The organism is Thermodesulforhabdus norvegica (genome assembly GCF_900114975.1).
Lineage (GTDB): Bacteria > Desulfobacterota > Syntrophobacteria > Syntrophobacterales > Thermodesulforhabdaceae > Thermodesulforhabdus > Thermodesulforhabdus norvegica.
In genome coordinates this window covers 116,472-129,920 of record NZ_FOUU01000005.1, presented here as the reverse complement: position 1 = coordinate 129,920, position 13,449 = coordinate 116,472, and the positions used below count along the sequence as shown (strand labels likewise).

General features: G+C 50.7%; 14 protein-coding genes. 10 read left to right on the top strand and 4 right to left on the bottom strand.

What is annotated here, in order from left to right; all coding sequences use genetic code 11:
* Nucleotides 1-25: 25 nt before the first annotated feature.
* The 4 genes from BM091_RS08770 to BM091_RS08755 all read right to left on the bottom strand — a co-directional run bounded on the left by BM091_RS08770 (nucleotide 26) and on the right by BM091_RS08755 (nucleotide 5,689).
* A complete protein-coding gene (locus BM091_RS08770) occupies nucleotides 26-2,377 on the bottom strand; it encodes a hybrid sensor histidine kinase/response regulator (protein WP_093395074.1) in 2,352 nt (783 codons plus the stop codon).
* 181 nt (nucleotides 2,378-2,558) lie between these two features.
* Entirely contained in the window at nucleotides 2,559-3,653 is a 1,095-nt protein-coding gene (locus tag BM091_RS08765; RefSeq protein ID WP_093395072.1) for a GGDEF domain-containing protein, read from the bottom strand.
* A gap of 461 nt (nucleotides 3,654-4,114) precedes the next feature.
* Nucleotides 4,115-4,624, bottom strand: a complete 510-nt coding sequence (locus BM091_RS08760; protein WP_093395071.1) for a protein-tyrosine phosphatase family protein — start codon at nucleotides 4,622-4,624, stop codon at nucleotides 4,115-4,117.
* Nucleotides 4,625-5,455: 831 nt separating this feature from the next.
* The gene (locus tag BM091_RS08755; protein ID WP_093395069.1) at nucleotides 5,456-5,689 is read right to left on the bottom strand and encodes a hypothetical protein; all 234 of its coding nucleotides are present in this window, start codon (nucleotides 5,687-5,689) and stop codon (nucleotides 5,456-5,458) included.
* A gap of 635 nt (nucleotides 5,690-6,324) precedes the next feature.
* Between BM091_RS08755 and BM091_RS14565 the strand changes: the two genes are divergently transcribed.
* The 10 genes from BM091_RS14565 (at nucleotide 6,325) to rsfS (ending at nucleotide 13,446) form a co-directional block, all read left to right on the top strand.
* Nucleotides 6,325-6,636, top strand: coding sequence for a ComEA family DNA-binding protein (locus BM091_RS14565; protein ID WP_218148851.1), 312 nt, complete (start codon nucleotides 6,325-6,327; stop codon nucleotides 6,634-6,636).
* 434 nt (nucleotides 6,637-7,070) lie between these two features.
* Nucleotides 7,071-7,880 (top strand): hypothetical protein, encoded by an 810-nt coding sequence (locus BM091_RS08745; RefSeq protein ID WP_093395068.1) that lies wholly within the window; start codon nucleotides 7,071-7,073, stop codon nucleotides 7,878-7,880.
* Between the two features lie 179 nt (nucleotides 7,881-8,059).
* Nucleotides 8,060-8,185, top strand: a complete 126-nt coding sequence (locus BM091_RS14420) for a hypothetical protein (protein ID WP_281243981.1) — start codon at nucleotides 8,060-8,062, stop codon at nucleotides 8,183-8,185.
* Between the two features lie 39 nt (nucleotides 8,186-8,224).
* Nucleotides 8,225-8,533, top strand: coding sequence for a 50S ribosomal protein L21 (gene rplU / locus BM091_RS08740; RefSeq protein ID WP_093395066.1), 309 nt, complete (start codon nucleotides 8,225-8,227; stop codon nucleotides 8,531-8,533).
* 14 nt (nucleotides 8,534-8,547) lie between these two features.
* Nucleotides 8,548-8,811 carry a 50S ribosomal protein L27 gene (gene rpmA / locus BM091_RS08735; protein WP_093395064.1) on the top strand — a complete coding sequence of 88 codons (264 nt, stop codon included), beginning with the start codon at nucleotides 8,548-8,550 and terminating at the stop codon, nucleotides 8,809-8,811.
* A 95-nt stretch (nucleotides 8,812-8,906) separates the two neighbouring features.
* Nucleotides 8,907-9,959: a GTPase ObgE gene (gene obgE, locus BM091_RS08730; protein ID WP_093395062.1), complete on the top strand. Its 1,053-nt coding sequence runs from the start codon at nucleotides 8,907-8,909 to the stop codon at nucleotides 9,957-9,959.
* 5 nt (nucleotides 9,960-9,964) lie between these two features.
* Nucleotides 9,965-11,122 (top strand): glutamate 5-kinase, encoded by a 1,158-nt coding sequence (gene proB, locus BM091_RS08725; protein WP_093395061.1) that lies wholly within the window; start codon nucleotides 9,965-9,967, stop codon nucleotides 11,120-11,122.
* A 4-nt stretch (nucleotides 11,123-11,126) separates the two neighbouring features.
* On the top strand, nucleotides 11,127-12,380 hold the full coding sequence (locus BM091_RS08720; RefSeq protein ID WP_093395059.1) for a glutamate-5-semialdehyde dehydrogenase: 1,254 nt from the start codon (nucleotides 11,127-11,129) through the stop codon (nucleotides 12,378-12,380).
* Between the two features lie 9 nt (nucleotides 12,381-12,389).
* On the top strand, nucleotides 12,390-13,082 hold the full coding sequence (nadD, locus tag BM091_RS08715; RefSeq protein WP_093395058.1) for a nicotinate-nucleotide adenylyltransferase: 693 nt from the start codon (nucleotides 12,390-12,392) through the stop codon (nucleotides 13,080-13,082).
* A gap of 10 nt (nucleotides 13,083-13,092) precedes the next feature.
* On the top strand, nucleotides 13,093-13,446 hold the full coding sequence (gene rsfS, locus BM091_RS08710) for a ribosome silencing factor (protein WP_093395056.1): 354 nt from the start codon (nucleotides 13,093-13,095) through the stop codon (nucleotides 13,444-13,446).
* The last annotated feature ends 3 nt before the right edge of the window (nucleotides 13,447-13,449 follow it).

The following is a 13,449-nucleotide window of genomic DNA, read 5'->3' as shown; positions in this document are numbered from 1 at the left end:
TTTTCACGGGCTGTTCGTTTTTACACTAAACAAAAGCCTCCCGAATTTTCAGCGCCAATTCCTCGACTGTAAATGGTTTCTGCAGGAACCCTTCGTCAAACTCGGCCATCCCGTAATTGGAAACAGAATTATCCGTATAGCCGGACATGTAAATCACCTTAAGGTTCGGTTGAATGCTCTTCAGATAATAGGCGAGCTCCTTGCCGTTCATGCGCGGCATTATCAGATCCGTCAGAAGCAGATCGGGCCTCAGTCCCTTTTCTTCCACAAGCGATATTGCCTCTTTCGGGTCTGCCGCCACGGTTACCTTACAGCCAATCCTGTTCAAGACCTCTTCAAGAAATTTCCGCAATAAATCTTCGTCCTCTACGACCAGAATGTGTTTTCCGGAAACATCTTTGCAAAATTCTGTGCTTCTGCACTCGGCTCGAAGAAGTTTCGGCCGATCGGCCTTTTCCGCCTGTGGCAGATATATCTTAAAGGTCGTCCCACGGCCCGGTTCGGAATAAACCCATATATTTCCGCCGGATCCTTTTACTATACCGTAAACCGTTGACAGTCCGAGTCCGGTTCCCTTTTCTTTCGTGGTGAAAAAAGGCTCGAAGATTCGATCGAGCATCTCGCGGCTCATGCCGCATCCGGTGTCCGTAACCGCAAGCATCACGTAACTGCCCGGTCTGGTGCCGTAATGCTTTTGCGCATATTCTTCGTCCAGTACCACCTGGGCGGTCTCAATAAGAAGTTTGCCGCCCTGAGGCATGGCGTCACAGGCATTGACAGCCAGGTTCATAACAACCTGCTCCATCTGATTGGGATCGGCACAGACCAGTGCCGGAGAAGGCGAAAGGTTGAGCTCGAGTTCGATCTGCTCGCCGATAAGCCGCCGGAGCATGTCCTCCATTCCCAGAATCAGATCGTTTATATCAATAACCTGACGCTCGACCGGCCGTTTCCTGCTGAAGGTCATCAATTTTTCCGTAAGCCCGGCCGAGCGCTTTGCAGCATCTACGAGTTTTTGAGCCATTTCCCTCAAAGGATCCGATTTGCCAAGCCCATGAAGAATCATTTCTCCGTATCCCAGGATGACGTTCAGCATGTTGTTGAAATCGTGAGCTATACTTCCGGCAAACCTTCCTATGGATTCCATTTTTTCTGCTTGATAAAGCTGGGCTGTTAACTTTTCCTTTTCTTCTTCCATCAGCTTCTGCGGGGTACAGTCCACAAATAAGGCGACAATTTCACCGGAAGTAAGTTTATAAACATAATTCTCGTACCATCTTCTTTCCCCTGTGGGATGAATGTAAAGGCTGGGAGGGAAGTAACGGGCCTCGCCTGTCTCGTGAACCTTACGAAAAACCCCCAGAAGCCCCATATCCGCGATACCCGGAAAGAGTTCGGTTACCCTGCGGCCTAACACCTCCGACCTGCTCTTTCCCGTCAGCTTTTCGGCCGTCTCGTTAAAGTCCACAAAAACAAAATCGCCTCCGTTATCAACAGGTCTGTACAGGGCTATTCCCGTAAAAGGATTGTTGAATAATTGCCTGTACCTGTGCTCGCTTTCTCTTAGCGCCTCCAGAAAGGCACTCTTCTTTTTCACATAATCCGTTATGTCCACAAGACACAAAAGCACCCCTTCCCCGCCGTTATCTTTCATATAGGCCGTAGAAATCAGGAAAAAGTTTTCCGAGGCGCCTTCTTCGGCAACGCAACAGAATCGAACCTCATAATTCTTCACGCCCTTTTTGCTCTCGAAGGTATCTCGGATGAGCCGACGCAACACGCAGTTCCTGCAGGCCTCGCCCGAGCCACATCCGTCGGGAGCTGTTAAATGGTGAGGACACCTAAGATACTCACCCGGTTTTGCGCCTATTAGTTGCTGAAGCGTTTTGCCTGCACGATCGGCGCCGAAACTATTTATTGAGATCAGCCTCCCGTCTCGATCAACCAGAGTTATAACAACGGGTGCCCGCATGTAGATGCTAAGTTGAGCCAGCGCCGTGGAAAGCTTATCTTCAAGAAGCCTTTCCCGGGTGCGGTCACGGAATCTGTAGAGAATCATCCCATTGCCGAAAGAAACCCTTTTTGCCGAAACGACCACGGTACGCTTTGCTCCCGACATATCCGTAACTTCATGTTCAGCGTCGTTGCTCCAGCATTCCCGCACCTCCACCGACGGATTTTTTCCCAACAACAGCCCAATGTTCCCCACCATCCTGATATCGTCGAGAGATCTGCCGAATATGCCTTCCGGCCTGCCGAGTACTTCAATTATACCGCCTTGTTCGTCTGTAAGGATAAAAACATCGTCGATGCTTTCCGCGACTTCACGATAGAGCCCCTGCACATCTCTGGAAAAACTTCCCCTCCCTCTTGCCATAGCGCAAACCCTGCCCCTTTTTGCAATCTCCTCTCCCGTCCACCGCCTTTTTTACCGGTAAAGGCTTTCAAAAATATAAGTTATCAGATTGGAAAAGCTCCGGCAAAATAAACAGAGAAGCCCACAGATGTAGAGCCCTTATAATTTTAAAGGCTCTTAAACATTTCATTTTTATGAGACTCTACTCATGACAAACCCGGTTTCGACCTCTGTTCTTGGCCTCGTAAAGCGCTTTATCGGCGCGGGAAAGAAGGGAATCTAAATCGTCTTCCGGCCGTAAAGCGGCAATCCCGAAGGAAACCGTTATTCTGAGGCCCTCAAAGAGGCTTCCTTCTATGTCCGATCTGCATCTTTCCATGCATGAAAGGGCCCTGGAAATTGGGGTGTGAGGCAAAATAATGAGAAATTCTTCGCCCCCGTAGCGCCCTACCCTGTCAGTGCTCCTTATGCAACCTTTGATGTGGGCAGCAAGCTCGCGGAGGATTTTATCGCCCACGAGATGTCCGTATGTGTCGTTGATGGATTTAAAATGGTCGATGTCGGCCAGAGAAACCGACAGGGGGATGTCATAGCGAGAGGCTCTTTCTATTTCCTCTTTAAGGTAACCCAGTATTGCTCTGCGGTTATAAATACCGGTAAGCTCATCGTGCAGGGCCAGCTCTTCAATTTTCTGGTAAGCCTGCTGGAGATTCTTATGCATGCGGTATAGTCTGGACCTCATCTCGCTTATGTAACCGCCGACTAAAGAAAACCAGACCAAAACCACGGCAAGAACCAGAAGCTGCAACACCTCAACCTTGATGTCTATTACATCAGGGTGGCGCTGTAATAGTGCTGTTATAACAATGGCATAGCTGGACAGCGCAAAGAGAGATAGAAGCAGAAACTGCCGTCGGCTGAGCTGAAATACTCCGAAAATAAGGGCAATGAAGTACATAATGAGTAGAATGCCACGCTGAGAGTTGGTGAAGTAGATTGTCAGCATAATAAAGATGGTGGCAACTACAATCTGAGGGATTGTAAGGCTTGGTTCGGCGAATTTTCTGTTTAGGCCTGTGAGAAAAACCGCGTAGAATATTCCATTAGCCATGGCACAGGTGGCGATAAAACAGATCATCTCGGCAAAGTTAAGCCTGAACATACCCCACATGTAGAGACACATAATTACGGACCAGCATACGATATAGGAAATCTGGGCAAGCAAAAATCGCTCTACCCGGAGCCTCTGCTTGGGGTCACGGGGCATAAGCTTCGAAGTGAGCTTTTCCTTAAACATCGCCTTCTCCCCACATCCCTTCTCAACGAAACACCCTCCTCGGCCTTTATGCCCAAAGATAATGCCAGGTTATCCCTTTAATGACAAACCGTTTTTATGCCATTTGTTAGCAACACATTAATTGTCCGTTTTTGTAGCACGCAGGTTGTCCGATTCTGGGTTGCCGCGACGACAGCGATGGAGGTTTTTTATGTGCCATCGGTATTACTCCTTGTCTGTGGTACTTAATAAGGGGGGGCGCCGAGAATGGGCCCGCCCTGTAGCCCGTCGGAGGCGCCCTCGGCGACTCGGTCTTCCGGTAAGGGGACGCCCCCTGGGGCACATTGAAAAGCCGGGCACTCACAATCCGATACCGAAGACGAAGAAAAGGGGAAGCGGGAGCGTCAGGAACGGAGACAACACCTCAAATTTCTCCGGACGTTGTCCTGATCAACAGTATTCACCTCAGACTACTGCCGGTGTCAGGCGGTATGGCGTCCCGAAATAAGCCACTCTTCAAACCAGTCTATCAGGCCCCTTTGTCCATCAGTTTCCGGATGAGAACCTGTGCTTCCGACCGTGAGCTCGGCTTCCGTACGGTCCACACCCAGGGCGAGTAACAGGGTTATCGCCAAGGTGCCCGTGCGCCCGATGCCGGCGCCGCAGTGAACCAAAATCGTCTTTCCCGAGCGCAGCAATTCTGCGATGTGCATGACAAATTCGGCGTATTCCTGAGGGTTATCCGGAGTTCCGAAGTCCGGGATATGGAAGCATCGTCTCGGAATCTCCAGAGTACGATTTTGGATCGCCCTTGCGTATGATGGCGACTTGATCTCAATTTCGTCGTCGGAAGCAAGGCATACAATGTGATCGATACGGTATTGTTTGGCCTTTTCCAGAAACTGCTGCCAGCTTTCAAATCGTCCCGGCATGCTGTGCAGTAAAAGCCGTCCCGGGACATTTTGCGGTAATGTAACGGATCGGAACATCATTCTGTCTCCAATTCCGACTTTCTAATCGGCCTGATCCCGGCAACGTCCATTGCCAGGCCAATGCGCAATACGGATCGGAAAATAGCTTACTCCTCAGAGAGGTCTGTGTCGAACGGAAAATAGAGGGGATGCCTCTACCGGAATCACCACATCAATCAGTCTGACCAGGGTGCTGGAGATTTTGTGGGGGAATTAGAAAGATCGAATGGCAGTAGAGATGAGGACGGGTCGTGGTCCCTACCGGAAGGGTATTCCAATGTCCTGAAAAAAAGAAAGTTGGCCCTGCCCAAACACCAAGCCCACCCGTTACGGTGAATCCGGGAATGCCTGCTCTTTGCCCAGAAAGCAGGGCAACCAGATTTTGAGCAAGTCTCGGACCTGTTCTCGACCGCTCAGGGCGAATGCGCCGGTGTCAAGGCCGGGTAGATCAGGCAGTCTGCAGAGGCCATTCGCGTTTACCGGTATCGGAAATTGAGGCCAAAGTATGCCGAAAGATGGTAAACATAAGGTTTTCGTGAGTTCCGACGGTGAGAAGAGTGGATCGACCGGCTGTGCGGTTTCATTCGACTGCGCCGTTATGAGAAGAGTACGAAAAAACTGCCCGGGCTGAATGGGGTAAGTTTCCGACGATGTTGTCGGCCGGTGAGGTGCGGGCACGGCTTGAGGCCGAAGAATCCGATTACAAGCTGATAGTGGGATTGCTCTACGGAAGCGGTTTACCCTGACAGTGCTGCTTCGTCGCCTGGTGTAGGGCATGAACTTCAATAAAGGGCTAATAACCGTGAGCCAGTCAAGGGCCTCAAGGACGCGACAGGCCTTCCGGCGCGATCTTTACGCGAAGAACTGCGCCCCCATCTTTAAAAAGCACACAAAGGGCAACAGGCTACCCCGGCGAACGGGTACGGCAAGACGCAGCTTCGGAATGCCCTGGTAAGAAAGTATCCGGATGCAGGGAGGAAGTGAAGCCGGCAGTATGCGTTCCCTCTCGACAGAGTCGGGCCGGACCCGGCAGAAGGCAAGATAAACCATTATCACGTTTACGAGAAGAGAGCCGGAAGGAGCCATCAGTCTGGCCACGCGTCGGGGGGAACTTACCCAACGGGCCCCGGTACGCATTCTTCGACACGGCTTTGCAGGCGGGACGGATACCCGGGAAATTCAAGAGCTTCTTGGCGGTAAAAGTCTCGAAAGGGCGATGAACTATTCACAGCTCGTGCGACAACTTAAGACAAAAGCGCACGGTGATCTCGACGACCTGTAAGCATCGGCGTCTCTGTCGGGAGCATGTCGCCTGATGCGGTCCTGGACACCAACGGGGTCAGATACTCCTTCACCTGATCCGGAAGCTTTCCATCGTAGGAAGCATCTTAAAGAAAGGGCTCCTATGCTGCATGGACGCCATCAGTTGTAACCACGAGCCCTTTGACCGGGGGGCATGACGATCAGGTCTAAGACCACCTCGGGATCACGCCGATACCATAAAGGTATATTGAGACACAAAGGGAACTTACGGTTCCGATACCAGGAATGCATCCAGTGAACCTTTCCGTATCCCGGCATAGTACCTCTCAATCCGCACCGGGACGGGTGATTTTTGCAAGATATGATACCATGATATTAAAATAACTTTTAGCCTAATCTTTATAATGCTATAAAAAATCGCCCGTCATTTAACTGTAACCATACAGGGATGTGTGCCTGTGAAAAAGTACTCAATTATTCTGCTGCCGGCTTTTGCGTTACTTCTTTACGCTGTAATGCCCTGCGCGGCACAGAATCAGCCGACGAATCAACAAACAGCATCCGAGCAGGTTTCGGCCAAGATAAACACCAACACTGCCGATAAGGCCGACCTAGAAAAGTTGCCGGGCATTGGTCCTACTCTAGCCGAGCGAAACATTCAGTACAGGCAGGAGCATGGGCCGTTCAAAACGATCGATGAGCTAAAAAACGTCAAGGGTATCGGTGACAAGAAGTTTGAAGCTATAAAGGATCTTATCACCTTGGAATAATAAAAAGACTTGATTTTCCCCTATCCGGTTGTCCGGGCAGGGGAAGGCAAAAGAACCCGGGTTGTGAAAAACGGATGGCCCCATCCGGTAAGAATTTCTCGGAATGCACTAGATTTTATGAAGCCCTTTGACGAAATACTGTAATGTGGAATCCCGATGCTTTTTTCAGATGGCGAAAGGCAGGCTGTGGAGCTGAGGATATTTCTAAAAGACCAACTGACGCCGGCGGGCGGTGAAAACTATAACGAGAACCGGGCATCCCTTACGGGACCGTAGGTGAAAGCCCTATCAGCCCCCTTCCCACTTCCTCGAGACTATGCCCTCTTCCGGAGTCAGGACATTTTCGTTCCTTTACATTTGAATGAGCTCTTTTTGATGAGTATAAAAGCTATGGGGTTCTCTACAAGTTTTGCAGGATAAGCGAGGGCGTACACTTGAGAGCCGGAATCTCATATCGAAGTATCCCCGTTATTACAGTACTTTTGCTTCTGGCGGCAGCAGGGATTGCTTTTACGATAGAAAAATCGAAGGTTCGAAACGGCGTCGAGGTTACAGGACATGTCATTGCCAAGCGCCGAATACCTCATCCGGTGGGGCCATACGGCGATGCATACGAAGTTATTATCGAATATAGAGTGAAGGGTCAGCCAAAACGGCTTATCACCACGCGGGCCGTATGGGACACCATTGGAAAAAGGCCGTTGAACACCATCGGTGCTGCCGTTCAGGTGCTGCACCTGCCGGACGGACGGGCAGTCATTAACCGCTTTTATTACCTGTATCCTTTTACGACAACATTGTTAACCATTGCCGGAATAGGATTAATATCTGCATTCTACACCTTTTTCATCCGAAAAAAGGGTCTGGAAAAGGCAGAGTCGGATGCCATAAGTTATCGACGACCTTCCAGGACATCCTATCTCCTTCACGGCCGAAACCGTAAAGGCTTACTCAGCCGCCTGTACCGGCAGCTCATAACGCTCGGAGCCTTGCTCGTGTTGATGTTCATTGCCATTATTCTTGAATCCCCATGGTTATATATCATCGCTATTGCTGGTATCTTATGGGTATCCGTCAGAACCAGGAAGGCGATGACCTGTCCTCATTGCGGAGCTTCGCTAAGGAAGGATTTGCAAAAATTGGATCCATCTCCGGGCAAGACCAACTGGCTGATAGTAGTAGACAGGCTATCGAAAGGGGTGAAGGTCACCTGCAGCAACTGCGGACGTTCGCTGGACGATTGACCACCAAAATTAATATGCCGTTCCGCATATAAAAACAAGGTGGGGAGCCGGTCCATAAGGTCGACGCCCGACGGTAGAAATTCTCAGAGGACCATTAACTCCTGTTGACTTGTCTCCTTCACTAAATTATAAAGATTCATTTGGTAAGCAATCCAAAGCAGAAAGGAGGTCCGAGACCGATGCGGAGTCCTTGCCTGGATTGCGAAAGGGCTAATGAGGACAAGAATAAGTGCATTGCTGATTGTGAGAAACTCAAAGAGTTCCAGGAAATGATACTTAAAATGGGAATTTACGCAACCATGTAGTCAGGACCGGAATTCGAATTGTGATGCTGGGGGGATTAAATGTACGCAATTGTGGAGACCGGTGGTAAGCAGCTCAAGGTTGAGCCGGGTAAGGTTGTTCATGTGGAAAAGCTGGCCGTTGAACCCGGTGAGAAAGTGGTGTTTGACAGGGTGCTCTGCGTAAGAGACGGTGAGGTGGTCAGGATCGGAACGCCTTATGTGGAAGATGCAAAGGTGACGGGCGAGGTTGTTGAGCATTTCCGCGGGGAAAAGATCCTGATAATCAAGCACAAGCGTCGTAAGAATTACAGGCGCAGGCAGGGTCACAGGCAGTGGTACACTGCCGTGAAGATCGAATCCATCAACTAGTATGAGGGATTAATATGGCGCACAAAAAAGCAGGAGGTAGTTCAAGAAACGGTCGGGACAGCGTAGGGAAGAGAAGAGGTGTTAAGAAGTTCAGTGGAGAGTTTGTCCGGGCCGGAAACATACTGGTAAGACAGCTGGGTACTCAGTTTCATCCCGGCAAGAACGTTGGAATGGGGAAAGATTATACTCTCTTTGCCCTGGTGGACGGTATTGTTCGCTTTGAGCACATTGATAAAAGGCGCCAGAGGATCAGTGTATATCCCTTAGCGGCTCAGTAATCGGGTATAAGTGTATCTGTTTACGGTGGGAATTTTTAGAAGCGACCTGGAGGTGTAAAAGCCGTAAGGTCGCTTTATGTTTTTAACGGTGCCGGATGAAGTTCGTTGACGAGGTAAGAATCAGGCTCAAAGCGGGGGACGGAGGCCGGGGGTGCGTTAGCTTCCGTCGTGAAAAGTACGTTCCCCGTGGAGGACCCGACGGTGGGGACGGAGGACGAGGAGGGCATATTTTTCTGGAGGCAACGGAGCGCAAGCAAACGCTTCTGGATTTCCATTACAAGCACTTTTTTCGCGCTCCTTCGGGACAGCACGGTAGGGGTAAGGATCAGCATGGGCGAAGTGGCGAGGACGTAACCCTTTTAGTCCCCCTTGGAACCGTGGTTCGGGATGCCGAGACGGGTGAAGTTCTTGCAGATCTTAAATCCGACGGTCAGAGGTGGTTGGCAGTTCGCGGGGGTAGAGGTGGACGGGGCAATGCGAGGTTCGCGTCCCCTACAAATCAGGTGCCGCGTTTTGCCGAAGAAGGGGAACCCGGTGAAGAAAGAGAGTTCATTCTTGAACTGAAGTTGCTTGCAGATGTTGGCCTCGTGGGTCTGCCAAACGCCGGAAAATCGACGCTGATACGTGCCATATCCGCCGCCCGCCCCAGGGTTGCTGATTATCCTTTCACCACCCTTGTGCCACAGCTCGGTGTTGTTCGTTACGGCGATGCGGAGCCCTTCGTTGTGGCTGATATCCCCGGTCTGATAAAAGGAGCACACGAAGGAGCCGGCCTGGGAATAAGATTTCTCAAGCACATAGAGCGCACCCGGGTAATCGTGCATCTTATCGACATGTCGGCTCTGGACATATCCGACCCGCTGAAACCTTACCATGAAATACGCCACGAACTCAGGGCTTTCAGTCCTCTTCTCGAGAAGAAAGCCGAAATTGTTGCCCTAAATAAGGCTGACCTTGTAGATGATGAGGAAATTGTATCCTATCTCGTTAAATCTTACGAAGAAGTTCTCGGGCGTCCCGTTGTGGTCATATCGGGTCTGAAGAAGTATAATATCGATGAACTGCTCAGAAGGGTTGTTGTATTACTGGAGCAAACTAAACTTCAGGACAAAAGTGGTGACGAACAGATCGGCTTCGGGGTTAGCTAATCCTGATGAGGCGCAACGGCTTTGAATTCGGCGAGGAAAGACGAAGTTTTCTTGAAGGTTGCAGGCGCGTAGTCATCAAGGTCGGCAGTGCGGTGCTTACGAGCCAGAGAGGTCTGAACAGAGTTGTAATACACCGTCTCAGCGACCAGATCGCAGAGCTTCGTGATCAGGGGCGGGACGTAATAATCGTATCATCGGGTGCCATTGCATCGGGTATAAAAAAGCTCGGCCTTTCACAAAAGCCGAAAGCTATTCCCATGAAGCAGGCGGCTGCGGCCCTCGGGCAGAGCTTCCTCATGCAGGCCTGGGAAGAGGCCTTTGATAAGTTCGACATACTGGTTGCCCAGATACTCCTTACCGCAGGAGACCTGGCCGACCGGAAAAGGTACGTCAATGCAAAGAATACAATCGAAACGCTTCTGGAGTGGCGGGTAATTCCGGTGATAAACGAAAACGACACCGTTGCGGTGGATGAACTTAAATTCGGAGATAACGACCAGCTGTCGGTTCTTATTGCAGGGCTTGTCAATGCCGATCTGATAATCAACCTCACCATAACGGACGGTCTCTATACCTGTGATCCCACTACCAGCCCCGACGCACGCCTTATATCGACGGTTCATTGCGTGGATCGCTCTCTCCTCTCATGCGCATCCAGGCAAACAAGCAGTGTCGGGACCGGCGGTATGGTCAGCAAGTTGCTTGCCGCACGGAAAGCCCTTTCTATAGGAATTCCCATGATCATTGCCAGAGGCACGGAAAAGGATGTGCTTCTAAGGTTGTTTTCGGGAGAAAACCTCGGCACTCTTTTTGTGCCTCATGGAAAGATATACCACGGCAAAAAGATCTGGCTTGCCCATCTGCCTCAACCCAGAGGAGACCTGGTTCTGGACACCGGAGCGGTGAGGGCACTGATTCAGGCCGGAAAATCTTTGCTTCCCGTGGGCATCAAAGAAGTCCGGGGCACCTTTGACGAAGGGGCTCCGGTAAGGTGTCTGGACGAAAACGGGCGGGTTATTGCCGTGGGCCTGACAAATTACAGGTCCGATGAAATTGAAAAGATTAAGGGGCACCACACGTCAGACATAGAGAGGCTACTCGGATACTGCCATTCTGAAGAGGTTATTCACAGGGATAATTTGGCAATCATTACAGAGGAGTAAAAAGGTGAGCTGGAAAACGATCCTTGAGGAAATTGGAAGGCGGGCTAAAAGGGCGTCTTACCTGATGGCGAAGGCAACGACCGACCAGAAAAACAATGCCCTCGCGGCTATTGCCGAGGGCCTCAGACGGGAGCGGGGACGCATCGAGGAGGCAAACAGGAAAGACGTTGAGCAGGCCAGGGAAAGCGGTATAAGCGGTGCAAAACTGGACAGGCTTATCCTGTCGGAAAAGGTCATGTCGGAAATGGTTGCGGGAATAGAAGAGGTCATAGCCTGGCCCGACCCTGTAGGCAAAATAACGGGCCTCTGGAAACGACCCAACGGTCTCAAAGTCGGTCGAATGAGAATACCCCTGGGGGTTATCGGCATTATCTACGAGTCCAGGCCTAACGTGACCGTTGATGCGTCCATACTCTGCATCAAATCCGGGAATGCCGTCGTACTTAGGGGCGGATCGGAAGCCTTTTACTCCAACCAGTGCCTTGTTGGGATCATGAGAGAAGGACTGCGTAAGGCAGAACTTCCCGAAGATGCCGTTCAGCTTGTGCCCACGACCGAGAGAGAAGCGGTGCTGGAGATGCTTAAACTTGAAGAATACGTAGACGTTATGATTCCGCGGGGTGGAGAGGAACTGATTCGTTTTGTGAGTGAAAATGCCCGGATGCCCGTACTGAAGCATTACAAAGGAGTATGCCACGTTTATGTTGACAAGTTTGCGGATCTCTCGATGGCGGAGACCGTATGCGTAAATGCAAAAGTGCAGAGGCCCGGTGTCTGCAACGCAATGGAAACCCTTCTCGTACATAGAGACTTGGCCGGAAAGTTTTTGCCCAGAATGAAGGAGGTCTTCGATTCTCACGGAGTCGAGTTGAGAGGATGTCCCAGAACCAGGGAAATAATCCCCTGCAGGGAGGCAACCGAAGAAGACTGGAAAGCCGAGTATCTTGATCTAATTCTGGCCGTAAAAGTCGTTGACTCTATGAATGAGGCCATCGATCATATTCATACTTACGGTTCTGCCCATACCGAGGCCATTATTACCGAGAACTACGAGCGAGCCTGGGCTTTCATCGAATCCGTTCAGTCGTCCCTCGTTCTGGTGAATGCCTCTACTCGCTTCAACGACGGGTACCAGCTCGGGTTGGGTGCAGAAATCGGCATATCAACTTCAAAGCTTCACGCCTTTGGCCCGATGGGTGTAGATGAGCTGACCACAACGAAGTTCATTGCCTTCGGTAACGGTCAGATCAGGACCTGAGGGCTTCAGGTGAAGCGTCGTATCGGCATCCTCGGAGGAACCTTCAACCCCGTGCACCTGGGTCACCTGAGGGTCGCCGAGGAGGTGGCGGATTTTATCGGTCTCGACAAGGTCATTTTCGTGCCGGCTTATCGACCACCTCACAAACCCGGGCTGGCAGTGTCAACCTACAATCACCGCCTTAACATGCTTGGTCTCGCAGTTACCGGCAACCCCCGCTTTGAAGTATCCGATATTGAAAGACAATTAGGCGGAATTTCCTACAGCCTTCGCACCGTTTCTCACATGAAAAAGAACATCCTGCCTCATCAGACCGAGCTCTACTTCATAATTGGGGCCGATGCTTTCCTGGAAATCGAAACATGGTGGAATTACCGCGACTTATTTAAAACGACCTGTTTTGCCGTTATGACACGTCCCGGTCACTCTCAGGATGAAATAATAGACTTCGTGAGATCCCGCATATCGTCGCTTTACCGCTGGGTTCCCGAAGAGTGCTCTTTTTCGTGTTCCGAATACGGTTCCATCCACCTGGTTCCGGTTACTCACATTGACATCTCGGCCTCGGCCATAAGAAGCCTGATAAGGCAGGGAAAATCGATACGGTATCTCGTTCCCGAGCAGGTGCGTGAATATATTTATAAACACGGGCTGTATCTGGAAGATAACGTAAACGAAGTATCGAAACATCAGGAGGTATAAAAAGGAGTTTATGAACGTCGAGGAAAAAGCAAAAAGATGCGCAGAGCTTGCCGGTGATTATAAAGCGGAGCAGATTGTGCTGCTTAATGTCCAGGGATTGTGCTCCTATGCCGATTACTTCGTAATATGCAGCGGACGTTCGACCCGGCAGGTTCAGGGCATTGCCGATCATATCGAACAGGAGATGAAAAAGCACGGTATCAGGCCGCTTGGTGTCGAGGGTCTGAGAGAGGGACACTGGGTTCTCATGGACTACGACGACGTCATAGTCCACATTTTTTACGAACCGATCCGGGAAATCTACGACCTTGAAGGCTTATGGATTGATGCAAAAACGGAATACCTATCAACCGTCCAGGGGTGACAA